The 26,733-nt window shown below is 62.5% G+C and carries 6 protein-coding genes; all 6 read right to left on the reverse strand.

Annotation, left to right across the window (positions count from 1 at the left end; genetic code table 11):
* Positions 1–11: 11 nt before the first annotated feature.
* Positions 12–1,130, reverse strand: a complete 1,119-nt coding sequence (gene ompC / locus FJW00_RS02610) for a porin OmpC (RefSeq protein ID WP_058957776.1) — start codon at positions 1,128–1,130, stop codon at positions 12–14.
* Positions 1,131–1,728: 598 nt separating this feature from the next.
* Complete coding sequence (locus FJW00_RS02615) at positions 1,729–2,898, reverse strand: beta-barrel domain-containing protein (protein ID WP_046102252.1); 1,170 nt, start codon at positions 2,896–2,898, stop codon at positions 1,729–1,731.
* A complete protein-coding gene (locus FJW00_RS02620; RefSeq protein ID WP_009089080.1) occupies positions 2,895–5,036 on the reverse strand; it encodes a type I secretion system permease/ATPase in 2,142 nt (713 codons plus the stop codon). Before FJW00_RS02620 ends, FJW00_RS02615 begins: the two co-directional genes overlap by 4 nt.
* A 16-nt stretch (positions 5,037–5,052) precedes the next feature.
* On the reverse strand, positions 5,053–6,408 hold the full coding sequence (locus FJW00_RS02625; protein WP_009089078.1) for a TolC family outer membrane protein: 1,356 nt from the start codon (positions 6,406–6,408) through the stop codon (positions 5,053–5,055).
* Positions 6,409–6,711: 303 nt separating this feature from the next.
* The gene (locus FJW00_RS02630; protein WP_140923005.1) at positions 6,712–8,610 is read right to left on the reverse strand and encodes an Ig-like domain-containing protein; all 1,899 of its coding nucleotides are present in this window, start codon (positions 8,608–8,610) and stop codon (positions 6,712–6,714) included.
* A 350-nt stretch (positions 8,611–8,960) separates the two neighbouring features.
* Complete coding sequence (locus FJW00_RS02635; RefSeq protein WP_140923006.1) at positions 8,961–26,681, reverse strand: Ig-like domain-containing protein; 17,721 nt, start codon at positions 26,679–26,681, stop codon at positions 8,961–8,963.
* Positions 26,682–26,733: the final 52 nt, after the last annotated feature.

Here is a 26,733-nt window from a genome sequence, read left to right on the forward strand (position 1 = left end):
TCCCTGTTGACTCAGAACTGGTAAACCAGACCCAGTGCCACCACGTCGTCGGTATTGATACCGGCTGCGTCGGTGAAGTCGTTGTCGTCCAGCAGGTTGATCTGGTAATCAACATAGGTGGACATGTTTTTGTTGAAGTAGTACGTCGCACCGACATCAACATATTTTTTCAGGTTCTGTTTGCCCCAGTTCTGCACGTCGGTGCCGCGTGAGGTCACGTAGGCCAGAGAAGGACGCAGGCCAAAGTCGAACTGATACTGGGCAACCAGTTCCCAGTTGTCCGCTTTATCGGCATAACCGTAGGCTGAAGAGCTGTCACTGCTGTCGCCGAAGCGGGTGGCGTTGTAAGAGCGTGAGTACATGGCCGCCAGGTAGACGTTGTTGGCATCATATTTCAGACCACCGGTGTAAACTTCCGCCTTATCACCCCGTCCCAGGATACCCTCTGATCCGCCATTCTGGCGGTTCGTGCGATCGGACTGGAATGCGGCTGCACCGATACCGAAACCTGAGCCCAGATCATAGGTGGTGCTCAGACCCCAGCCGTCACCATTCTCACCCAGCACGTCGCGGCCACCAGCCGACTCGGTGTTGTTATCATTTTTGCCCTGATACTGAACCGCAAAGTTCCAGCCATCCACCAGACCAAAGAAGTTATTGTTACGGTAGGTCGCCATGCCGTTGCCGCGCTGGAACATGAAGTTATCAGCGCCATAGGTATCCCCGCCGAACTCTGGCAGCACGTCGGTCCATGCGCCGATATCGTAGGCGACACCGTAGTTACGGCCGTAGTCGAATGAACCGGCATCACCGAACTTCAGTCCGGCAAAGCCCACGCGGGTATAGCTGTCGGCGGTGCCTTCATCCTCGGAGTTGTTCAGCGCAGCCTGATATTCCCACTGACCATAACCGGTCAGCTCGTTGCTGATCTCCGTTTCACCTTTGAAGCCAAAACGAACGTATGACTTGTCACCGTCAGAGCCGTCGTTGTCAGAGAAGTAGTGCAGACCGTCAACCTTACCGAACAGATCCAGTTTGTTGCCGTCTTTGTTATAAATTTCAGCTGCGTTTGCTGATCCTGCTGCTGCCAGCAATGCAGGGATCACCAGGGAGAGAACGCGACGTTTCATTTTATTACCCTCTGTTATGTGCCTTTATAATTTGCCACTGCTAACTGAATGTTTAAAATTCAGCCGGCAGGCCATTGTTCTTTTATAACGGGTAATAATCCACCTGGAAAATGCTACTAAATTTCCAAAAGTGTTACACGAGTCGAAACAGTTATTTCATAATGTAAATTTCGGGGAACTAATAACCAGCACAGATCGATAAAAATTGCCGCACGAATCGCTAAACCCATTCAGATTCTTTGGTTATCAATGAGTTATTTCAGATCATTCCGAAGCACTGAATGATAAAACTTATGACGCATCTGAGAATAGAATAGTCCCCGCTATCATCATTTATTCCATTATTACCTTCATTCTCCCCGAATGAGATGTACAACTTATTATTTCCCGCCGGACAGTTTGTCCGGCTTTTTTTTTGCTGCGATTTACCGTTTCGCTATATCTGCGTAAACTTTCTTAAGTGGGTTAAATTAACATCCGGTGGTTACCGCACAGAGTGGTAAATTTCGCCCCCTTTTCCCGCCTGAATGCTGAAATAACCGCCATGTTAATTTATCACCGTAATTAAGCAGGCGGTTAGAGTGGCTTCAGAAAAGTCTCAGCGCTCCCGCAGCGATTCTTTGACTTTATTCAGGGGCTTAATCAGATAATCCATCACCGATTTCTGACCGGTTTTGATCTCCACGTTGGCCACCATACCGGGCACAATCGGGAATTTTCGCCCGGCCCGGTTGGTCAGCTCCGCTTTCCGGGTGCGCACGTAGACCCGGTAGTAATATTGATCGCGTTTTACCTCATCCTGCAGGGTGTCCGGCGAGACCGTCTCGACTTCACCCGGCAGGTCGCCATAGATAGAGGAGTCGTAGGCCGTCACCTTGACAATGGCTGCCAGGCCAGGCCGGATCCAGGCGATATCGCGCGGGTTGATGCGCGTTTCAATCAGCAGTTGATCCTCCAGCGGAACGATCTCCATCAGTTTGCCACCCGGCTCCAGCACACCCCCCACCGTCGTAACCTGAATATCTTTGACGATGCCGCGCACCGGCGAGTAGAGCGTGGCGCGGGTCAGCTGATCCTCTTTGCCCGCGGCCACCTGCAGTTGCGCATCCAGTTCCGCATTGTTTTTCACCTGCTCTTCGTGCGCACGAACCAGATAGTCATTGCGCGCCTCATCGATTTTGCCGCGCAGATCGCTGACCTGACGGCGCAGACGAATCACCTCCACCTGCCCGGCCGCGCCTTTGGCCACCAGCGGCTCCGTCAGCCGCAGCTCATCCTGCACCAGCCGCAGCGACTGCTGCAGATTGCTGATCGTTTCGGTGAGGTTGCGACGTCGCGACTCATAGAGCTGGCGTTCCCGCGTCACCAGCTGCGGCTCTTTAAGGGTCTCTGCGCTGAAGGTCAGCGGCGTGCCGGAGAGCTCCGCCTCCAGCCGCTCGGCAGAGGCGCGCAGCGTGCGCACCTTCGCCTGCGCCTCGCCGAAGTTCGACTGAAAGCGCGTAGGATCGAGCGTTGCCAGCACCTGCCCTTTCTCAACGATGTCACCCTCATGAACGTTAAGCTGCTTGACGATGCCCCCATCCAGGCTGTCGATCACCTGTGCGCGGCTGGAGGGGGTGACTTTGCCGGTGCCGACCGTGACCTCATCCAGAATGGCGAAGTGCGCCCAGATGAGAAAAAGGGCCAGCGCGGCGGTGCAGAGCCAGATAATCGCCGAAGTGCGGCGCTCATGGCGGGCAAGATCTTTATCAACAATCACCAGGCTCATGCGGCACCTCCTTTACCGGGCGCCGTTGGCGTCGCGCGGCGCAGAATGTCGTCGCGCGGGCCATCGGCCACAATCCGTCCGTTATCCATGACGACAATACGATCGACCATTTTCAGCAGCGCCGGACGGTGAGTCACCAGCACCAGCGTTCGCCCGCTGATCCAGCCCTGCAGCTGCCGGATCACCTGCTCCTCCAGCTGTTCATCCATCGCCGCGGTGGGCTCATCCAGCAACACCACCTGCGGCTGACGCAGGATCATCCGGCTCAGCATCACCATCTGTCTCTGTCCGCCCGACAGTCCGCGTCCCCCCTCATTGATAATGCGATCCAGGCTGGCGGCATCCTGCTGCACCAGCGACAGCGCGCCGCTGATGCGCAGCGCCTGCAGCATCTCCTGCTCACTGGCGTGGGGATTGCCCAGCATCAGGTTCTGCCGCAGCGTGCCAAAGAAGAGGCGGGAGTCGTGTGACAGCCAGCCGAGCTGACGGCGCAGGTCGACGGGATCGATGCGTTCGATGTCGACGCCATCCACAATCACCTTGCCCTGGGTCGCCAGTGCCTGACCCGCCAGGATCTTCAGCAGCGTCGACTTTCCGGCCCCCACCTTGCCGAGGATCGCCACCTTCTCGCCCGGCTTGATCTGCAGCTGCTGCACGCTGAGCACCGTTTTTTCATTCTCTTCGTCATAGCTGTAGTGCACGTTGCGCAGATCGTAATGGCCGGTCAGCGTCGGACAGTGCGCCAGCGTGCTGGCTTCCGGTTGATCCAGCGGCTTCTTCAGCAGCTCATCCAGCCCTTTCATCGCCATTTTGGCGTGCTGCCAGCGTGAGAAGACCATCGTCAGCTGCATCAGCGGGGCGATGGTCCGTGAGGAGAGCAGACTACAGGCGACCAGGGTCCCGGTGGTAATTTGCGAATCGAGCACCAGGTAGACGCCAAAGACCAGCATGCCCGCGTAGGTGAGCTGCTGCACGGTCGCCGCCCAGCCGGTCAGACGCGCGCCCCAGAGGCGCTGCTGATTGCTGATTGAAGCGCTGACTTCATGCGTCTGTTCCCACTGGCGCTGAAAATAGGGCTCGGCCTGCAGAGCCTTGATATCCTCAATGCCTTCGATGGTCTCCACCAGCACCGCGTTGCGCAGCGCCCCCTCACGCAGCCCCTCTTTCGCCAGCCGCGCCATCGGGATCTGCACCAGCAGACCGGGGATCACGATCAGCGGAATGGCCGCCAGCGGAATCAGAACCAGCCAGCCGCCGACAAACGACATGATAAACAGGAAGAGAATAACAAAGGGGAGATCGGCAGCCGCCCCCACGGTGGTGGAGGTCAGCAGCTCGCGCACCTGGTCAATCTCGCGCAGTTGCGAGATAAACGAACCGGTCGATTTTGGCCGCGCCTCATTGCGGATGCTCATCGCCCGGGCAAACAGCATGGCGGAGACTTTCAGGTCGATCCGTTTGCCCATCAGGTCCGACACCTGGGTGCGCATCAGCCGGATCAGATACTCGATAGCCGCCGCAATCAGCACGCCGACAAACAGCACCCAGAGCGTCGACTGCGACTGCGCCGGGATCACCCGATCGTAGACCTGCATCGAAAAGAGGATGCCGGCCAGCGCCAGAACATTGCTGACCACCGAGGCCAGTGAAATCTCCGTGATGCGGCGTCCCATGCCACGAAAATTTTTCCAGAACCAGTGCGGCTCATAGGGCTGGATAAACTCATCAATGCGCGCATCCCGGCCCCGCGCCGCGACGCCCGTGACCCCCACATCCCCCTGGGCACGCGCCAGCAGTTCAGATAACGGACTTTCCCGCACCACGTCGCCGCCTTCACTCAGCCAGTAGCGCGCGCTGCCCTCTTTATCGATGCTCTCCAGCACCGCCACGCTGGCATTTTCCAGCACCAGCACTACAGGGGTGATCTCCTGACGCCAGCGCAGTTTATTCTGGGGCACCATTGTCAGATGCAGTCCCAGCAGACCGGAGAGGCGCTCCAGCTGCTGGGACACCGGCAGATGTTCAAACCAGCGCATCTGCTGTCGCAGGGTTTTGCCATCGGCCGGTTTACCGAATCGCGCGGCCACGCGCAGCATGGCGGCAATCCAGTTTTCAGTGTTCAGGGTGGCTGTACTCATTATTATTGCCTTATCGCTATTGCAGCGAAGGAAGAAGATCGCCGCTGCTCTGCTGGCGATCGATACCCATAATATCCAGCAGATTGTCGACTGCGGCGGCGTAGCGAACGGTGGCATCCCAGCCATCATAAAGCGCGGTGATCCGCGAACTGTCGGCCTGGAACACATCCTGCTCCACACTCAGGAGATCGTTCAGGCTGCGCTTGCTGAGGCGATATTCGTCGGCGTAGACGGCGCGGGTATGATCGGCACTGGCCAGCTGTACTTCTCCGGCAGCCTGCCGCTGCTGCGCGCCGATCATATCCGCATAGGCCGTTGAGGCGTTCTGATTGATGGCGAGTTTGGCCTGCTGCACGGCCGCCTGCGCCGCCTCACGATCGCCCTCGGCTGAGGCCGTTTTCGCATTCACCATGCCCCCCTGGTAGAGGGGAGCTTCCACCTGAAGCTGCACTTCGTCATCCCAGTAGGACTGGCGATCGTTTTCATAACGGGTCCGGCCCGCCTGCACTTTGATCGTCGGCCAGTGACCCGACTGCGCCTGACGCACCCGTTCGCGGGCCGCTTCCTGCTTAGACTGGGCGCTGCGAACCGCAGCGCTGCTTTCATAGGCGATTTTGTCGAGGGTAATCTGCTGTTTCAGCAGCGCCTGCGGCAGTTCCGGCAGCGTGGCGGGCACCACGCCGGTCAGCACGGTCAGCTGGGCCGTGGCAGAGCGCAGCTGGGCGCGATACTGCTCCAGCGTGGCCTGCATGGCGGCGATGCGGGTTTCCGCCTGCAGCACATCGGATCGGGAGTTGAGTCCGGCGTCGGCGCGCAGTCCGGCAATATCCCGCACCCGCTGCAGTGAGGCAATATTGGTGTGCGCCGTTTCAGCCAGCGCCTGATAGCGTTTGACTTCGAGGTAGGCCTGCAGCGTATCTTCCGCCACGGTGGTCATTGCGTCGAACAGGCCGTAACGATAGGCATCCGACAGGGCATGCTGCTCGTCGATGGCACTGCCGGTGCGACCAAAGTCGTAGAGCAGCTGACTGAGCGTGATGCCGCCGGAGCCATTATTGTTCAGGCTGCCTGCGGAGTCGGTCTGATGCGAACGCCCCGCCGCGCCCTGCAGTGAGATTTGCGGATACCAGGCACTGCGGGCGGCGTCGAGATCGCCCTCACCGACATGGATTTGTGCCGCGGCTTCCGAGATTTTTGGATTACGGGCGAAGGCCCGGAGGATAGCGTCGCGCAGCGTTAAGCTGGCAATCTGCTCTTCGCTGGGCGCGGCGCGCCAGTTAAACTCCGCCTTCGGTAACGGTGCGGCCCAGGCCGCCGGGAGTGCCACGCCACTCAGGGCGCATATCAGAAAAGTTAATCGTGCTTTGTTCATTATCCATACCAACAGGCGTTCTTATGATCATGGTTTTTTTCCTGGTGAACAAAGCAGGCAGAAAAGGCGTTACGGTGCCCTTAAAGGTTTTATTGCGTTATTTTATTTATGTTTTACAAGCCGGAGCCTGAATAACCCTTAACATTATTAGATCATATTCTGCACCGAGTCCTGTTAAAAACTGATGAAATCTTTCATCTTTCTGCCGATTGCATAAAAAAACGCCATCTTAACAGCCTGAGCCACTCCAGACAGACTGAACAGACCTGTCCGGAAGGCCCTGCCTTTCTTAATGTTTCCGCATCAGGCCAGGGGATGCGCTGCCGGATGCTGTAACAGGTGATCGGCCAGGGTGTAGGGCATGCCAGAGACGATCACCCCTTCGGACGCAGAGGACGCCTGCGCCTCCGGCGCGTGCTCCGCCGTCACGCTGAAACTGTCGAGCAGCCGATCCACCGTCTGCGCAGGCAATGTGCCGGCGCTTTCCATATGGGAGGCCACCCGCACGCTCTGACTGGCCGTGGCCAGATTCCCGGCGCTGTCCTGGCCGCTGACCGTCATCGTGTAGTCACCCTCCTCCAGCGGAGCCAGCTGTCCGGCCAGAATGGTCAGCGCCCAGCCGCCATCGGCCTTCACACTGGCGCTGTAGTGCTGGTCACCAAGCGTCAGCTGCACCAGGCTGCCCGGCTGCAGATGGCTGGAACTGCCCTGAATCAGATGCCAGCTGTTCACATCGGCGGCATCAATGACGTTATCGCCAAAGGCGGTCTCCAGCGTCAGCGTCGGCCGCTGATGCACAGCGACGGTAAAGAGCGCATCCTGGGTCTGGCTGTCGCTGTTGCCATATTGATCCCAGCGATGAAACGTGGCGGCAACCGGGCCATCCGCCAGCGCCATCAGCTCGGCGGAAGTCAGCGTCACCATTCCCCCGCTATCGGGCTGGTAAGTTATGCCGTTGATCTCAACGGTGTTGCATCCCTCAACGTAGAAGCTCAGATCGTGCTGCGCCTCCTGATAGTTAAGCGTCATGTCACCGCCGATATTCATCTCGGTGTAAACCGGGATAAACCCGGTGTGGATATTCAGTACATGCGTGACGTCGGTGTAGTTGCTGGCCCCGTCGATCGACCAGGCGCGGATCTCACCCACGTTGATGAAAGCGTTCACCTCTGCAGCCGGGATCACCACCTGCCAGTGCCCGCTTTCGTCCAGTGTGGCAGCGTAATCTTTCTGATTCGCACCGGTGATCACCAGCCGATGACCCGGCATAACCGTTGAGAGAGTCCCACTAAGCAGCAGGTCCTGCTGGGTTTCCGCCAGATTGATCACATCATCCGGCGTCACGTTGTCGAACGTAATGAGTGGCAGGCTGCTCAGGTGCGTGATCAGCGTCAGATCGTGATAGTCGGTTGCGGTTTTCCCGTTGGGATCGGTCGCGGTCACTTTCAGGCTGTAGACGCCATCCTGCAGCGCCTGCATATCGCTTTCAGAAAATGTGCCAGACCACCTGCCATCCCTTCCCATGGTGGCGGTGGTCGTTTGCGTGCCCAGGGTTAATTTGAGCACGGACCCCACCGGCAGGTGGGTTGCGCTGCCGCTGATCTCAACGCCGTAGATGCTTTCAGCGATATTCACCGCATTGTCACCGCTGACCGTGTCGATGGTCAGGGTCGGACTGAGAGTGCGGTCAGTATAGAGACCAAAACCCACCTCAGTCGTGGTGCTGTGGCCTGCTTTATTGGTCAGGGTCAGCGTCAGCGTGTGATTGCCATCCGGCACCCCTTTCAGCGCCTCCGCCGGCATGGAGGCGTTCCAGTAGCCCCACTTGTTGACGGTGCTGTACCAGCTCTGGTCGTTGAAGGTGAGTGTGACGGTCGAACCCGCTTCGCCTTCAGCCCGGCCGCGCAGATGCACCCGCTTTTGCGCTTCCCAGCCAGCGATCACGCCATCGGCAGCGACAGGTTCGTAGGGCCGCAGGGCTGCGGGTGGCGCACTCTCAGCCGCACTGACGGTGCGGGCGCTGTCAGCGGTCGCCAGGGTATGGGGGGTTTCGGCGGGCAGCGGGTTTATGGGCAGGTTCAGGCGCGGCGTGGCCTCAGGCGGCACAGCGGGCACGGCGCTGTCGGCGACGGCAAAGTCGCTGACTGCCGCCTGGAAAATGGCGTCGAGCCGGGTGGTACGAAACGTATCGCGTGTTGACATCGGTCACCTCAGTTCATAACAGATCAGAAACGCAGAGCAAAACCGTCGGATAGCCCGATAGCTGACTCTGACAACGTGGTAGTGAGTCAGCCGAAGCTGCCCGTTTCCGCTGGTCTGAACCGGTTACCCGCAGGTAACAGGGCGTGATGAACAGGACGCGAATAACGCGTCAAATAAGATCAGAAGCGTGATTGACGGCGTGTCGCCGTTTGCTGCGCCTACCCTAAGCTTTCATTCCGCTAATGAATAGTGGCGAAAATCTGGAAAGTGAAATTATCACGGGGCTGACGCAAAAAAAGCGGGTGCTTTCGCACCCGCGCCTCAGAACCGCCTGACAGACAACGTCGTGGCTACATCACATGGACCTGCAGGTTCTGCTGTACCAGCACATCCCCCAGGGTGTTATCACTGGTCAGCGCCGAGTTGTGGTAGATCTCAAAGACTCTGCCATCCACCGTCCGTTCGCCGGTCACTTCCCAGATACCGCCATTGCTGTTAGCCAGAGTCACCTGACTGCCGTCCGCGCCTTTGATCAGCAAATCGTCACTCTGTTTATCCGTCAGATTGAGTGCCTCATTGAGATCGAGTTTCACCGAGTTGGTGCCGGTTTTACCCAAATCGAGCACTTCAATGTGTTCGACTTTCAGGCCCAGCGCGGTGAGATCCAGAGTGAGGTTCTCACCGTTCAGCACCAGGGTATCGGTGCCTGCGCCGCCATCAATATGGGTAAAGCTGAGGTCACTGACCGTCACGGTATCCGCGCCGCTGCTGCCGGTAACCGAGGCTCCCTGCGCCGTGCTGCCATCCGCCAGCGTAATGACTACCCCGCCGATGGTGTAACCCGCCTCTTCGGCCGGGGCTGCAGCCACCGCGGTGTCACTGACCACGGCGCTCTGGCTGCTGCTGACCGGCGTCGCAACATCCGCGTCGGTCACCAGCGTAGAGGCCACGGCCACATGGGCGCTGCCGTCATCGCTGCTGGTGCTGCTGTTGTGCTGCGTCTCCGTGCTGGCCACCGTGGCGCTGTCATCCACCACCGAGAACAGGGCCACGGACTCGGTAGCGGCCAGGGTGACCGGCAGGACAGAACCCAGCAGCAGGGTGTTGGTGGTGGTGTAGCTGTTACCCGCCACGTCGGTGATCGAGACTTTTGCCAGCGTGTTGAGCGACAGCAGCAGGCCACCCACCGACAGCAGTGACGGTGAGAAGTTGACGGCATAACGCCCCAGCGCGTCGGTGGTGGTATTCAGCGTTGGGCCGTTGCTGCCGTTGGCGAGCAGCAGCGTCACGCTGACTCTTGATCCCTGCGCCGCATTGAGCGATCCGCCCTGCACCACCAGACCGGTGAGCAGCGAACCGACGAGGCTGAGCACCGGATCGACCCCCACGACCGGCTGATTGTGCGACAGCGCGGTGAAACTGCTGGTGCTGGTGGCGGTGTTACCGCCAATATCCGTCACCGTCACCGTCAGAGGACGGCTGCCATCGGGGATGCTTTTCAGCGTCGCTGACGGCACGCTGACGCTCCATGCGCCATTGGCACCAATAGTGGTCGTGAGAATGTTACCCGCCACGTTTACCGTCACCGTGCCGCCCGCCGCGTTAGTGCTGGTGCCTCTGATGGTTTCTGCCGCACTGGCTTCCGCGATATTGAGGTAGCCATCACCGCCAAAGAAGCTGCTTACGCTGACCGTTGGCGTGGTGTGGCTGACGACACCCAGCGACGCGGAGATGGTGCCGCTGCTGCCCGCGCCGTTGGTGACGCTGGCCGTCACGGTCTGCAGACCATCCGCGATGGCGGCGAGGCTGGCCGCCGGAACCGACAGGCTCCAGTTACCGTTGCTGCTCACCGTGGTGCTGTAGGTCTGGCCGCCCAGCGTGACCCGCACCACCGATCCCTCGGCGTTACTCGCGGTGCCGCTGATGGTCTGTGCCGTTTTCACATCTGCCGCGCTGAGCGCACCGTCGCCAAACAGCGAGGTAATCGCCACCACCGGCGTCGACTGGCTGATGACGTTCAGCGAGCCGCTGGCATTCGCCACGTTGCCGTAGGCATCTGTGCCGGTCACCGTCACGGTTTTGCTGCCGTCCGTCAGCGCAACCAGATCCGCTTTCGGCACGCTGATGCTCCAGTTACCGCCGCTGGCCACCTTGGTGGTGTAGGTAATGCCATTCAGCGTGGCGCTGACGGTTGACCCCGCAGAGAGGCTGGAACTGCCGCTCAGCGTCTGGTTTGAGGCCAGATCGGCCGCGCTCAGCACGCCATCGCCGAATACCGTGTTAACTGAGAGGGTCGGCTGAACCAGTCCCAGCGAAACGCCTGCACTGGTGCTGCTGACGTTGCCGACCGGATCGGTGACCGAGGCGCTGACGGTGAAGTTACCGTTCAGCAGCGTCGAGAGCACGGCCGGTGAGACGGTGGTTGAGAAGGTGCCGTCGGCGTTGACCAGCGCGGTCGCGGTGGTGTTACCAATCGCCAGCCTGACGCTGCTGCCCGCGGCCACGCCGGAGACGGTGCCGCTGATGGTCTGCGTGACCAGCGACTCGGCCAGGTTGAGCACCCCGTCACCAAACAGCGGATTGAGCGTCACTTTCGGCACGTTGTGAATGCCGACCAGTGCCCCCGCCGTGGCGCTGCTGGTGTTACCGGCGCTGTCGGTAACGCTCACGCCCACCGTGAGATTGCCGTCCGCAATGCCCTGCAGCAGCGTCGGCGTCAGCGAGACGTTAAAATTACCGTTCGCATCGGTCGCCGTCACAAACTGCTGGGCGCCTACGGAGACCACCACGCGCGAGCCCGCTTCCGCGCCGCCCACCACGCCGCCGATCACCTGGGTGACCAGCGCATCCGCCACGTTCAGCAGACCGTCACCAAACAGCGGATTGACGGTGATGGTCGGCAGCAGCGTGTCGACGCGGATGCCGGCGCTGGTGCTGGCGGTGTTACCCGCCGCATCAGTCACCGATGCCCCTACCGTCAGGTTCCCCTGCGCCAGGGTGCCCAGGATATCCGGTGTGACCGTGGCGCTGAAGGCCCCGCCCGCGCCGACGGTAGCCGTCAGCTGGCTGTTCCCCACCGAGAGTGTGACGACACTGCCCTGGGCGACGTTATTAACCACCCCGCTGATCACCTGCCCGGTCGCGATATCCGCCAGATTAAGCACCCCATCCCCGAACAGCGAAGTCAGCGAGATGGATGGCGTCTGGGTGAAGATGCCGACCGTGGCACTGCTGGAAGCGACGTTACCCGCCACATCCCGGACGCTGACGCCCAGCGTCAGGTTGCCATCCAGCAGGGAGGTGAGATCGCTGGCCGGCAGGTTAACGCTCCAGGCACCGCCCGCCTGCACGGTAGTGCTGTAACTTCTGCTGCCCAGGGTCACGGTGACCTGTGAACCCACCGCCGCATTGTCGATGACGCCACCCACCACCTGTCCGGCTGCGGCTTCCGCGATGTTCAGCTGGTTATCACCGCCAAACAGCCCGGTGAGCGCGCCGACGACCGGCACCGCATCGACAATCGCGGTGACGGTTTCACCCACGGTACGGGTGTTGCCTGCCGCATCCGTCAGCGTGACGTCAACGTCCAGCTGACCATCGCTTAACAGACCCAGCACCGACGGCGGCACCACGATAGCCCATTTACCATCCTGCCCCACGGCTGCCGAGAGCGTCGTACCGCCCAGCACCACGGAGACCGTCGCACCGACGCCCGCCGAGGTCGCCACCCCGGAGATGGTCTGCGCCACCGTGGTATCCAGCGCGCTGAGTGTGCCGTCGCCGAAGACCGAATCGACGACCAGCGTCAGCGCACTGTTGACCACTTTGTTAACCGTCAGCGTGGCATCGGTCTGGTTCCCCGCGGTGTCACTGACCCGCACGCCAAAGACCAGCGCGCCCTCAGCGAGGTTCGTCAGCACCTCCGGCGTCAGATCGATACTCCAGCGGCCGTCGGCTCCGACAATGGCGGTGGCAATCGGCGCGGCATCGCCCAGATAGAGGCCGATGGTCTGACCTTCTGCGCCCTGCGCACTGCCGGTGAGCACCTGCGTGGTCACCAGGTCCGTGGCATTGAGGACGTTATCGCCCGCCAGGGCATCCACCTGCAACACGGGCGCCCCGGTATCCACCGTGACCGTCTGTGTCGCCGTAGTCACGTTGCCCGCCACATCCGCCAGCTGCGCGGTGATCTGCAGCGAACTGCCACTGGTGAGCGCCTGCATATCGCTGGCGGGCACCGTGGCCGACCAGCTGCCATCCCCCTGCACCACCGCGTTGTAGGTTTTGTTGTTAAAGGTCACCAGCACCGTGCGACCGGCTTCGCTGACATCGGCGCTGCCGCTGATGGTCTGACTGGTGGCACTTTCACTGCCGTTGACCTGATTGTCGCCTGCAAACGCATCCACGTTCAGCGTCGGTGGCGTCAGGTCAATCACGATGTTATTGCTGACGCTGACGGTATCCGTGCCGTTCGTCGCATTTACCGTGACGGTCGCGTTGCCATCTGTTTCGCCAAACGCGCTGACCGGCAGGGTCGCCGTTGACCAGTTGCCTGACGCATCCAGCGTGGTGGGGTAGCTCGTGCCATTGATCACCACCGTCACCGTGCCCCCGGTGCCGAGGTTGGCCGAGGTGCCACTCACCACCACGCCCCCCGCGACATCCTGGGTGCTGATGATGTTATCGCCCGACACGGTGCCCAGTGTCACCAGCGGGCCTGGCGGTGGGGTCAGATCGACCGTCAGCGGAACGGAGCCGGTGGCGAGGTTGCCTGCCAGATCGGTCACCGACAAGGCCAGCGTGGTGGAAGGCCCGAAGGTGGCCATCTGCTCTGGCGTCAGCGTCAGACTCCAGTTGCCGTTGGCCGCCACTATTGCCGTGCCAAGCGGGGTATCATTCAGCGAGACGGTGACCACTGCGCCCGTCCCTGCTCCCGTTGCGGTGCCGCTGAGCGTCTGCGGCTGAATGCTCTCCGCGTAGTTCAGTACGTTGTCGCCGGTGAACGCCGAGGCTGTGAGCACGGGTGGGGTTTTGTCCAGCACAAAGGCGCTGTTAAGCGTCGTGCTGTTACCCGCCGCGTCCGTGGCCGTGATGATGACCGGATAGGTGCCATCCGTCAGCGCGGAAAGCTGCGCCGTCGTCAGCGGCACCGACCAGTTGCCGTTCTCATCCGCAGTCGCGGTATAAACTGTGCCTGCCAGCGTGAGCTGCACCGTCTCATTGACACCCGCGGTGCCGCCCAGAGTAATGCCGTCTGCCACATCAGCCGCATTAACATAGCCCCCGAAGTAGTCCGGATTGAGCGTGGGCTGAGGTGCGCTGAGATCGGCGGTGAACGGCAGCTGCGCCGAGGCGCTGTTGCCTGCCGCATCCACCACGTTCACCGTCAGCGTCTGCGCGCCATCATCCAGGGCACTCAGCGCGTTAGCAGGGATCGTGACGCGCCAGTTCCCGTTACTGTCGACGACACCCGAATAACGGCTGCCATTGAAATCCACGGTAATGCTGGCCGCCTGGTTTGCCCCGACGCTGCCGGTGGTGCCGGTCAGGGTCACGCCAGCCGCCGCTTCACTGATGTTGAGCAGGCCGTCGCCGCCAAAGGCATCCGGGCTGAAGGTCGGCACCGGCACCGCCACTTCCGTTACCACACTCAGCGCCGTCGTGTCGCTGTTACCGGCGACATCGGTGGCGGTCACGGTGATGGTGTGCGCCCCGCTGGTGAAGGTGCTTAACTGCGCAGGCGACAGCGCCAGAGACCAGCTGCCATCGTCCTGCACCGTGGCCGTCAGCGGCGCATCGCCGTTAAAGCCTGAAATCAGTACCGAGACCGTCTGCCCGGCACCGGTAATGCCGGTGGTGCCACTGAGCGTCTGTTCACTGAGCGCTTCTTCAGCATTCAGCGCACCATCCCCGAACGGCAGGTTCAGCGTGACGTCCGGCAGCGCGTTAACGGCGACCAGCAGGCTGCCACTGGTGCTGGCAATGTTGCCGACCTCATCGGTGACGGTCACCGTCACCGGCCAGCTGCCATCCGGCAGGGACTGCAACAGCGCCGGTGACAGCGCCAGCGACCAGCGCGTCCCATCCTCGCTGAGCTGGGCGGCGTAGACGGAGCCATTCACATTTACCGTCACCGACGCCGCGTTATCAATGCTGACCGCGCCGCTCAGAGCCCCCCCTGCGGCCGCCTCATCCGCATTGAGCCTTCCATCGGTAAAGGGCGTGTCCAGCGTGGGCGCCGCAATCGGCGTAATCGCCGAGACAAATGTCTGGGTCGTGACGCTGGTATTGCCTGCCCGATCGGTGGTGGTGAGGGTCAGCGTCTGTTCACCCGCCCCCAGGCTGGCGATCACCTCTGGCGTCAGGCTGGCCGTCCAGTTGCCACTGGCATCCACCGTTACGGACAGCGGGATGTTCTGATCGCCCACCGTCACGCTCAGGGTCTGGCCCGGGAGAGGGTCCGATGTCCCGGTAACAAGCTGAACGACACCCGCTTCACTGATGTTAATGATGTTGTCGCCGAACAACGTGCTGTCAAAGGTGGCGTTATCCGGCGCAGCCTGCAGGATCTCAACCCCGGCGGTCACCTGGGCCGGATTGCCTGCTGCATCGGTGGCAGTCACTACCACGTCGGTCACGCCATCGTCCAGCCCTGACAGCGCGCCCGCGGCCAGATTCAGCGTCCAGTTGCCGCTGGCATTGGTCGTGGTGCTGAAATCCAGCCCGCCAATGGTGATGCTAATCAGGCTGCCCTCCGGCAGATTGGTGCTGTCGCCGCTCAGCGTGAGCGCGCCCGCAGCGTCCGCAGCACTGACCAGCGCATCGCCAAACGGCGTATCCAGCGTCAGCGCAGGCAGCGTATTAAACGCCACGTCCAGCGAGGTGGTGGTATCCGTGGTGGTATTGCCCGCCGCGTCGGTGACGGAAACCGCGATCGCGTTAGCACCATCTGCAAGCTGCTGCAGATCGGCTGACGGGATGGTGACGGACCAGTTACCGTCGGCATCGGCCGTGGTGCTGTAGCTGACATTATTCAGCGTCACCGTCACCGGCAGGGCCCCCGTGGTGGAACCGCTGACGCTGATATCCTCCAGCGACTCCGCAAAGTTCAGGGTGTCACCCGTACTGACGGTGATCGCCGTCAGTGCTGGCGGTGTGGTGCTGAACGTCACCGTCTGGCTGGCGGTGGCCGGATTCCCGGCAATGTCGCTGGCGGTCACGGTAAGGGTCTCCGTGCTGCCCGCCGTCACGCCGGCAAAGGCGGTGGAGGGAAGAGTCACCGTCCAGTTGCCGTCAGCGTCCAGCGTCGTCTCATAGTCCGTGCCGTTAAACGACACGGTCACCGGGGTGCCCGCGGCCAGCTGGGTGCTGCTACCGCTGACCACCACATCCGCGGCGGCCTCGCTGGCATTGATCACATCATCCCCTGCCACCACGTCCAGGGTCAGCGTTGGCTGCGCCTGGGCGCTGGCCAGCACCACCAGTGAGGCGCTGCTGCTGGCCGGGTTGCCGGAGGCATCCGCAGAGACCACCACCAGCAGCTGATCGCCATCCGGCAGCGCGCCCAGATCGGCGGCCGGCACGGTCACCGTCCAGCTGCCATCCTGTGTCACCGTGCCGCTGTACTGAACGTTGTTCAGCGTCACTGTGACCAGCTGGCCCTCGGCCAGATTGGTGCTGCTGCCGCTGATGCTCAGATCCTGCAGCGACTCAGCCTGATTCAGGAAATTGTCGCCGCTGATCGGCCCGATCGTCAGGGTCGGCAGGCCGGCACTGTCTGCATCACGCGTCAGGGTGGCGGTCGCGCTGCTGCTGTTGCCTGCCGCGTCCGTCAGCGTCACGCTGACCGGGTAGCCGCCATCGGTCAGCCCCTGCATCACACTGGCCGGCAGCGTCACCTGCCAGCTGCCATCAGAGAGCACCAGGGTGGTGTAATTACTGTTCTGGAAAGTGACGGTGACCGTCTGTCCGGCATCCTCCGCTGACGCGCTGCCGCTGATGGTGACGGCTTCCAGCACTTCCAGAGCGTTAACAATATTATCGCCACTGATCGGATCCAGGCTCAGCGCAGGCGGCGTCCGATCCACCGTGACCGCACTGGTCAGCGAACCGCTGTTTCCGGCCCCATCGCTGGCATTCACCACCAGGGTATTCACCCCTTCGTCCAGCGTCTGCACCGCCTCCGGCGTCAGGGTCAGCGTCCAGTTGCCCTGTGCATCCACCGTGGCGGGATAGTCTTCGCCACCCAGGGAGACGGTGACCGTCTGCCCCTCACCGGTGACGCCGGTGCTGCCACTCAGGGTCTGACTGACGCCGGTCTCACTCTGGTTCAGATAACCGTTGCCGAACGGGGTATCAATCGTCACCGACAGCGCGCCGGTCGCCAGCGTAATGTCACGGGTTTCCGTCACCGGATTACCCGCCGCATCACTGACCGTTACCGTCAGGGTATAGGCCCCGGCCGGGATACCGGCCAGCGCACCGGCTGGCAGCGTCAGGCTCCAGTCGCCATCCTGAGTCACGGTGGTGGTATAGCGCTGGTTGTTGAGAATGATGGAGACCGTCTGTCCGGCTTCGGCACTGGTCGTCCCGCTGAGCACGATCGGTCCGGTGCTCTCTGCGATATTCACGATGTCATCATCCGCGACGGCCGCCAGCGTCAGCGTCGGTGGCGTCAGATCCACCGTGACGCTGCCCTGGGTGCTGCCTGTGTTACCGGCGGCATCCTGCACCGTGACGGTGTAGCTGAGAGTCTCTTCCGGCAGATCAGCCAGCGCCGTCGCGGGAACGGTCACCAGCCAGTTGCCATTGCCGTCGACGGTGCCGGTGTAGGTCACGCCATTCAGCAGCACGCTGACGCTCTGTCCGTCGCCCGTTACGCCGGTGGTGCCGCTCAGGCTCTGTGCCGCGGTAACGTCGCCGCTGTTGAGCGCGCCATCACCAAACGCCGAGACGATGAGCGGTTCCGGCAGGCCGGTCGCCAGTACGCTGAGCGTGGCTTCACTGCTGAGGGTTGCTCCGCCGCTGTCGGTCGCGGTGACCGTCAGCGTGTAAGGTCCATCGGCGAGCGCCGTCAGTGCCTCCGCCGGAACGATAACGCTCCAGCGCCCGCTGGCCGAAACCTGGGAGGTGTAAGCGGTGTCGTTGAACAGCAGCGTGACGGTACTGCCCGCCGGCACGTTTACCGCGGTGCCGGTGACAATCAGCGGCTGACTCAGCTCCTGCGCATTGAGGTAGTTATCTTCGCTGATGGCATCCAGCGCCAGACCAGACGCGTTGCTGTTGACGTCAAAAGCAAGGTTGCTGGTGGTGGTGTTACCCGCCACGTCGCTGACCGCCACGGTAAATGTGGCGCTGCCATCGGCAAGCGCAGCCAGCGCGCCGGCTGGCACAATCAGACTCCAGGCCCCGCTGGCCTGTACGGCGGCGCTGTAGACCGTTCCGTCAAGCGTGACGGTCACCAGCTGGCCCGCCTCGACATTGGTTGTCGTGCCGCTCAGCCGCTGGTCGGTGAGGCGTTCCGCGCCATCGACCACATTGTTGCCGGCAAAGGCATCCAGGGTCAGCGTCGGCAGCGTGCCCGCCTCCACTTTCAGCGCCAGATCGCGGCTGGTGGTGGTGGCGTTGCCGGCCGCATCGCTGGCGGTAACCGTCAGTGGATAGCTGCCGTTAACCAGCCCGCTGTAGACGGTGGCGGGCAGCGTCAGCGACCAGTTGCCGCTGGCGTCAGCGGTGGTGCTCAGGCTGGTGCCGTTGAAGCTGGCCACAATCAGTGCATTGGCTTCGCTGCTGCCGTTCAGCGTCAGCGGCTGCTGACTTTCAGCGGCGTTGATGATGCCGTCGGACGGCGTGACAACGGTCAGCACCGGCGGCAGCGTATCGACCCGCAGCGTGCCTGTCGCCTGGCTGCTGTTGCCCGCCACATCACTGACCACGACGTTGTATGCCGTGTCGCCCTGCGGCAGCGCAGCGAGTGCGCCAGCCGGAACCGTGACCTGCCAGTTACCCGCAGCATCGACCGTGCCGCTGTAGCTGACGCCATCCAGCGTAATGGTGACCGTCTGACCGTCACCCGTTACGCCGGTGTTACCGGTGATAGCCCCCCCGGTTGCGGCTTCGCCGCTATTCACAATGCCATCATCAAAGGCCACGCCCGGTGTCGCGACCGGCAGCGCGCTGGCCACGACCGTCAGGGTGGTGTCAGTAGTCGCCAGCGGCTGGCCGTTTGCATCGCTGACGGTGGCAGTCAGGGTCTGCGGCCCATCCGCCACGCCGCTGAAGGTGCCTGCCGGTAATGTCAGGCTCCAGCTGCCATCGGCGTTAAGCGTGGTGGTGAACGGCGTCCCGTTGGCGTCAACGGTGACCAGGCTTCCCGCAGGCAGACCGCTGCTGCTGCCGCTGACGACGACGGGGCCGTTCAGCTCGCCTGCATTCAGATAGTTATCGTCGCTGACGGGTGCCAGCGCAATCGCGGGCAGTGTGTTGTCCACACTGAAGTTAAGCGGCGCGCTGGCGCTGTTTCCGACGGCATTGTTCACGCTGACAATCAGCGTCTGACTACCCTCGCCCAGATCCGCCAGCGCGCCCGCGGGCAGAATGATGCTCCAGTTGCCACTCGCCTCAACCACCCCGCTGTAATCGGTGCCGTTCAGTGAAACTGTGACCTGCTGACCCGGCTCGACGTTGAGGCTGCTGCCGCGCAGGGTAATCGGCTGTAACTGCTCCGCGGCGGTGACGATACCGTCACCGGCAAAGGTGCTGCTGTCGACGCTCAGTTCCGGCTGCACCGCTGGCGAGGTGGCTACATTGAGATCCACCACCTGGCTGCTCTGATTTCCGCTGGCGTCCGTTTCGGTCACCGTGACGGGATTCGGGCCGGACGGCAGCGCTGCCAGATCGCCAGACGCGATCTCCAGCGTCCACTGACCGTTCACTCCGACGGTGGTGCTGTAAGTCTGACCATTAAGCTGAACCGTCACGAGGTCGCCGTTCTGTCCGCTGCCGCTGACCACCAGCGGCTCTGCCAGTTCGCCGACGCTCAGCGCGTTATCCTCGCTGATCGGCGCAACCACCAGCGGAGGCGGCGTCGTGTCGACGGTCAGCGAACTGTTCTGGCTGCTGCTGTTACCGGCTGCATCGGTCACCGTCACCACAACCGGATAGCTGCTGCCGCTGGCCAGACCGGCCAGTGCCGCAGGCGGCACGGCCAGAGTCCAGAGACCGTCTGCGCCGACGGTGCCGGTGTAGGTCACGCCATTCAGGGTCAGGCTGACCTGGTCGCCCTCACTGCCTGCCCCACTGAAACTGAACCCGGCCGCCTGTTCAGCAAGGTTCAGCACACCATCGCCCGCTGGCGGATTGATGCTGAAGTCCGGCACGCTGGTGTCGACGGTAACCGGCACCGGCGTGGTGGCGACGTTGCCGCCCACGGTGGTTACGGTGACGCTGAGATCGTAACGGCCATCGGCCAGCTGACTCAGATCGTCGGAGGGCAGCGTTGCACTCCAGCTGCCATCGGCGGCCACGACGGCGTTATAGGTTTCGCCGCCCAGCAGAAGGCTGACGCTGCTGCCCGGCGCAGCGGTACCGCTGACGATCAGGTCGGCGGCGGCTTCCGCCGCGTTAATGACGCCATCGGTGGCAATCGGGTTCACGGTCAGCGCCGGTGTGCCGGTATCCACCGTCAGCGGTTCACTGATGCTGGTGCTGTTACCCGCGCTATCGCTCACCGTTACGGTAATCGGGTTGCTGCCCTGAGCAAGGGCCTGCAGCGCTTCCGGCGGCAGCGTGACGCTCCAGGTGTTATCCGCCGCGACCGTTGCCGGATAGCTGACGCCGCCCAGAGTGACGCTGACGGCCTGGCCTTCCGTGACGGAACCGGTCAGGGTCTGCGGCGCAGTGACCTCGTTATTGCTGAGGATGCCGTCAGTGAAGGGGGTATCAATCTGCGGGGCTGCCAGCGGTGTGGTTGCCACCAGCAGCGTCTGGCTGCTCTGCACGTCGCCGGAAGTAACGGTCACCGTGGTGTCACCCTGCGACAGGTTCGCCAGATCGGCGGCGGGCACGGTAACCGTCCAGTTACCGTCCGGATCGATGGTGGTGCTGTAAACGGTCCCGCCCGGCACCAGCGTCACGCTGACCGGGCTGCCTTCAGGCAGGCTGGCGGAACTGCCGCTGAGGATCAGATCGCTCTGCGCTTCCAGTGCATTCAGCGCGTTATCTTCACTTATCGGCGCAATCGACAGCAGCGGCGTGTCGCTGGTGACCACGGTGATCAGCCCCTGCGCGGGCTGCGCCGGGTTGCCGGCCACATCGGTGATCGCCACGGTAAAGGGCTTGTCGCCCGCGCCTCCCAGCGATCCGGCAGGCAGCGTCACGCTCCAGCTTCCGTTTGCCTGCACCACGCCCTCATAAGACTGGTTATTGATGGTTACCACAACCGGCTGGCCTGCCGGTACGCCGGTCACACTGCCGGTAATGAGTGTATCAACACGCTGTTCCGCGCTGTCGATCTGGTTGTCGCCGGTCACAGGATCCAGGGTCAGGACCGGCGATGCGGCCGCCAGTACCGTCACGCTGGAGGCGACGCTGCTGCTGTTGCCATACGCGTCGCTGAGCACCACCTCCACCGGATAGCGGGCATCGCCCAGCTGGCTGACGACCGCCGCAGGCACCGTAACCTGCCACGCGCCGCTGGTATCCACGGTGGCAGTGTAGGTTTCACCATTGAAACTCACCGAAACCGTGTCGCCCTGCACGCCTCCGCGCCCGTCAATCGTCAGATCCTGGCTATGTTCCGCGATATTAATGTAACCATCACTGCCCGGTGTGGAGACGGTCAGCTGCGGCGGCGTGGTCGCAAAGATCGGAGCACTGTTGATGAGCGTGGTATTCCCGTCACCATCCGTTGCCACCACTGCCAGCGGCTGTGTTCCGTCAGGAACAGCGGCCAGGTCGGATGCCGGAATGGTCACACTCCAGCGGCCCCCCTCCGCCACGACGGCGGTGTAGGTCTGGTTATTCAGCGTCACGCTGATCGTATCGCCCGCGTCGCCGCTTCCGCTGACGATCAGCGGCTGTTGTGCATCGATGACGTTGATGACGCCATCGTCGCTGATCGCATCCAGCGTCAGCGCAGGCACTGCGCTGGCAACCCGCAGTGACGTGTTCTCTACGCTGCTGTTGCCCGCCGGATCGGTCACGGTGACCGTCACCGGATAGGTCTGACTGGTCAGCGTGCCCAGATCGGCCACCGGCACCTGCGCACTCCAGTTGCCATTTTCGTCAACCAGCGCGCTGTAGGTTTTGTCGTTTAACTCAACCGTGACCTGATCGCCCGGGGTGCCGGTTCCGCTGATCAGCAGCGGCTGGGTCAGTTCATTACTGGTCAGCACACCGTCACCGCCCGGCGCGTTAACTGAGACATCCGGCGACAGGGTGCTGACGGCCAGCGTCTGCGACTGGCTGACCGTATTGCCGCTGGCATCCGTCAGGGTGACCACCAGCGTATAACTGCTGCCCTCAGCCAGCGCCTGCAGATCCTCCGCGGGCAGATCCACCGTCCAGTTGCCCTGTGCATCTGCCGTGGCGCTGTAGATCAGGTTATTCAGCGTGACCGAGACGACGTCGCCCGGCGCGGCACCTGAACCACTGACCGGCACGCCCGCCGCCACTTCAGCGCCGTTAAGAATGCCATCTCCGCCTGCCACCGCCGCCACAATCAGATTCGGTGGCAGGGTATCGACGCTGAAGTCCAGCGTCTGGTCAACACGGTTACCCGCCTCATCGATCGCGGTCAGTGTCAGCGTGTTAGCGCCCTGCGGCAGTAAGGCGAGATCGGCGGCGGGCAGCGTCAGGCTCCAGCTGCCGTCCTCATTCACCGTGGTGCTGTAGGTTTTCCCGTTGAGTTCCAGGGTGACCTGCTGGCCCGGCACGGCTTTACCGGTGTTTCCGCCGATCGTCAGGTCGCTGCCCGCTTCCGCCTGATTCAGAATGCCATCGCTGATCGCACTCTCATCCAGGGTGATTTGCGGCAGCGTGTTCACCACCACATTGAGCTGTGCGGCGTCGGTCAGCAGCGCTCCGCTGGCATCGGTGGCCGTCGCGGAGATCAGTTTTGTCCCGTCGGTGATGCCGGTGAGGTCGCTGGCCGGAACGGTGACGCTCCAGAAGCCGTTGCTGTTTACCACCGCGCTGTAGGTGTTGTCGTTGAAGGCTACCAGCACCGTCTGGCCGGGGTTAACGCCCACAGCCGAGCCGCTGATGATCAGATCGCTGGCGGCCTCCTGCTGGTTAAGGAAACCGTCGAGACTGAGTGGCTCAGCGATGGTGAGCACGCCCGGTTCGCCTGCGGCAGGCGCGACGTTGATATCCCGGCTGCCGCTGGCTGAAACGCCCGCCGCCGTGGTCACGCTGGCGACCAGGGTGGTGGTGCCCGCCGCCAGTGCGCTCAGCGCAGCGGACGGGATCGGCAGACTCCAGCTGCCATCCGCCTGAACGGTGGTGCTGTAGGTCTGCCCGTCCAGCGTGAGGGTGACCGTCTGGCCCGCCTCTACGTTGCTGGTGCTGCCTGACAACGTCTGGTCCAGCGCTTTTTCGCTGTTGTCGAGCAGGTCGTCGCCGGCAAAAACAGCGATCGTCAGCGTTGGTGCGCCCGGCTCCGGTGAGGCTTCCACCACAATGACCCGATCTTCACTGGCGACCACACCCGCCTGGGTGGTTACGCTGGCGCTGAAGGTCGCGTTGCCCGCCGACAGGGCAGCCAGGGCGCTGGAGGGGATGGTCAGGCTCCAGCTGCCATCGGCCCCGACGGTGGCGCTGTAACTCTGGTCGCCCAGCGTCACCGTCACCACCTGGCCCGCCTCAACATTGCTGGTGCTGCCGCTCAGCAGCTGGTCGCTGGCTTTCTCGTCGTTGCTCAGCACATCATCACCGGCGAACTGATTGAGTGTGATGACCGGCTGGCCCGGTTCGGTCACCGGGGCTTCAACGACGATGCCCAGCGTGTCGCTGACAGTTGTACCGGCCGCATTGCTGACCGTCACCACCAGTGAGGCCGGGCCTGCTGCAAGTGCGCCCAGCGCATCGGCCGGAATCGCAATATTCCAGCTGCCGTCAGCGCTGACCGTTCCGCTGTAACTCTGTCCACCCAGCGTGACCGTCACAATCTGGCCCGCCTCGACGTTGGTGGTGCTGCCGGAGATGGCCTGCGCCTCCAGTTTCTCCTCATTGCTTAACACGTTGTCTTCCGCAAAGGCATTCAGGGTCAGCGTCGGGTTGCCTGGTGCGGTGCCCGAGGACTCCACCAGGAAGTCACGCGTTTCGCTGACCGGGTTCCCCGCCTGATCCGTTACCGTGGCGCTCAGGGTGGCGCTGCCTACCGCCAGTGCTGCCAGCGAACTGGCCGGAACCGTGAGGCTCCAGCTGCCATCCGCGCCGACCGTGGCGGTAAAGGTTTCCCCGTTCAGGGTGACGGTAACCTGCTGGCCCTCTGCGATATTGGTGGTGCTACCGGTCAGCAGCTGGTCGCTGGCTTTTTCGCTGTTGCTGAGGATGTCATCCCCGGCAAAGGCGTCAAGGGTCAGCGTGGCGGCTCCCGGCTGCGTCGCCGGGGCGTCTACCGTGATCGGCTGCGTTGCGGTCACGCTGTCGCCCGCCGCATTGCTGACGGCAACCGTCAGCGTGGTCGTGCCTGCTGCCAGCGCGGAGAGCGCCGTGGCGGGCACCGTGACGCTCCAGCTGCCATCCGGCTGCACGGTGGTGCTGTAGGTCTGGCCGCCCAGTGTGACCGTGACCACCTGCCCGGCTTCGATATTGGTGGTGGTGCCACTGACCGCCTGGTCGACCGTCTTCTCGTCGTTGCTCAGCAGGTTATCGCCGGCAAAATCATTCAGGATCAGCCCCGGCACGCCAGGTTCTGTAGCAGGCGCTTCCACCGCAATATCGCGGGTTTCACTGCTGGTTGCCCCCGCGAGGTTGCTGACCGTGACGCTAATGGCATTGCTGCCCGCAGGCAGGCTGCTCAGGGCGGCGGCCGGGATAATCACACTCCAGTTTCCGCTGCCATCCACGGTGCCGAGGTAAGTCTGTCCCCCCAGGGTAACGGTTACCGTCTGACCCGCTTCGACATTGGTGGTGCTGCCTGAGAGAGTCTGCGCCGTGCCTTTTTCGTCGTTGCTCAGGATGTCATCCCCGGCGAACTGATCGATGGTCAGGGTAACGTCGCCCGGCTGTGTCACCGGGGCCTCTACCGTAATCGGCAGGCTGCTGGTCACGGTGTTACCGGCTGCATCGCTGACTGACACCGTCAGCGTGGTTTCACCGGCCGCCAGGGCGCTCAGGGCCGCCTGGGGCAGCGTGACACTCCAGTTGCCCTGCGCATCCACGCTGCCGCTGTAGGTCTGACCGCCCAGCGTAACGGTGACAATCTGTCCGGCTTCAATATTGCTGGTGCTGCCGGTCACGGTCTGATCGCTGGTTTTTTCTGCGTTAGTCAGCTGATTGTCGCCGGTAAAATCATCCAGCGTGAGGGCGGGCGCGCCCGGGACGGCGGGCGTATCGACGCTGATCGCGCGGTTTTCGCTGGCTTCAATGCCAGCCTGGGTGGTGACTACTGCGGAGATCGTGACCGTTCCGGCGGCCAGGGCATTCAGCGCGGCAGGCGGCAGCGTAATGCTCCAGTTGCCCTGGGCATCGACCACAGCGCTGTAGGTCTGGTCGCCCAGCGTCAGCGTGACAACCTGTCCCGCTTCCACATTGGTGGTGGAACCGCTCAGCGTCTGGGCGCTGTTTTTCTCCGGATTACTGAGAATGTCATCGCCGGCAAACTGATCGATGGTAATGACCGGCGTCCCCGGCTGGGTCAGAGGGGCTGCAACACTGACGCTCAGGCTGCCGCTGGCGGAGGCACCCGCCTGATTCGCGACCGTGGCCGTCACCGTGGTGGTGCCTGATGCCAGCGCTGCGAGCGCATCAGCAGGCACGGTCACGCTCCAGCTGCCATCACCGGCAACGGTGCCGCTGTAGGTCTGACCGCCGAGCGTAACGGTAACAATCTGTCCGGCTTCGACATTGCTGGTGCTGCCGGATAAGGCCTGCGGCGTGGTTTTTTCCGTGTTATCCAGCACGTTATCGCCGGCGAAAGGATTCAGGCTGATGGCGGGCGTCGCAGGGGTGCCCGGATCGGCAGCAGCCACGGTAATGGGCAGCGACCCGCTGGCGGCGGTGCCTGCTGCGTTTGTCACGCTGACCGCGATCGTGGCAGAGCCGGCGGCCAGGGCCGCCAGCGCGGCAGCAGGCACGGTCACGCTCCAGCTACCGTCAGCGCCCACCGTCGTGTTGTAGGTCTGGCCGCCCAGGGTCACTGTGACAACCTGTCCCGCCTCGACATTGCTGGTGGAACCGCTCAGCAGCTGATCGGTGGTTTTTTCGGCATTATCCAGCACATTATCGCCGGCGAAGGTGTTGAGCGTGATGGCGGGGCTGCCTGGCGTACCTGGCGTGCCGGGGTCAGTGCCAGGGTCGGTACCGGGATCCGTGCCGGGATTCGTACCGGGATCGCTGCCGCCGTCATTTCCGCCGCCACCGCCTCCGCCGCCACCCCCCAGACCCACGGCCAGCCCGGCTAAGCCAAGTACGCCGAGACCGCCCGCGGTGATCACACCCATCGAGGCGTTGGTGTTATCGGCCAGCAGCAGTGGCTCGACGCTCTCCAGTGATTCGTAGGTTGGTGTGACGGAACCGGAGGCCAGTTCAGTGCCTTCTGCGGTCTGCGGGAACAGGGCATGTTCCGGTGGATTGACCCCATCATCGAACACCAGCTCACTGTGATTACCCTCGGCATCATCAACAAAAAATTTCTGATAGCGGACGGTGCTGCCGTCACGCATGTGCAGGACCAGGTCATTTCCCTGGCGCTCATATTGCGTGACCAGTTCGCGGGTGCCATTGATGCGCACGACGCTGGGCTCGGTGAGGTTAATGGATTGTGATGAACCGGGAGTGGCCTGCGAGATGAGCGTGCCGTTTTCGCGAGAGATGATGTCTACACGGCCTTGCGTGAGTTCTGCCATTTGTAACCTCTACTCCACCAGATTAGCTAATATACTGAATCCGTAAACATAA

This window comes from Pantoea anthophila, from assembly GCF_006494375.1.
Classification (GTDB): Bacteria; Pseudomonadota; Gammaproteobacteria; order Enterobacterales; family Enterobacteriaceae; genus Pantoea; species Pantoea anthophila.

Excerpts from the sequence above, each read along its gene's own strand:
- FJW00_RS02630 (WP_140923005.1), bottom strand. The coding sequence starts at position 8,610 with ATGTCAACACGCGATACGTTTCGTACCACCCGGCTCGACGCCATTTTC.
- FJW00_RS02625 (WP_009089078.1), bottom strand. The coding sequence starts at position 6,408 with ATGAACAAAGCACGATTAACTTTTCTGATATGCGCCCTGAGTGGCGTG.
- FJW00_RS02620 (WP_009089080.1), bottom strand. The coding sequence starts at position 5,036 with ATGAGTACAGCCACCCTGAACACTGAAAACTGGATTGCCGCCATGCTG.
- FJW00_RS02635 (WP_140923006.1), bottom strand. The coding sequence starts at position 26,681 with ATGGCAGAACTCACGCAAGGCCGTGTAGACATCATCTCTCGCGAAAAC.
- FJW00_RS02615 (WP_046102252.1), bottom strand. The coding sequence starts at position 2,898 with ATGAGCCTGGTGATTGTTGATAAAGATCTTGCCCGCCATGAGCGCCGC.
- ompC (WP_058957776.1), bottom strand. The coding sequence starts at position 1,130 with ATGAAACGTCGCGTTCTCTCCCTGGTGATCCCTGCATTGCTGGCAGCA.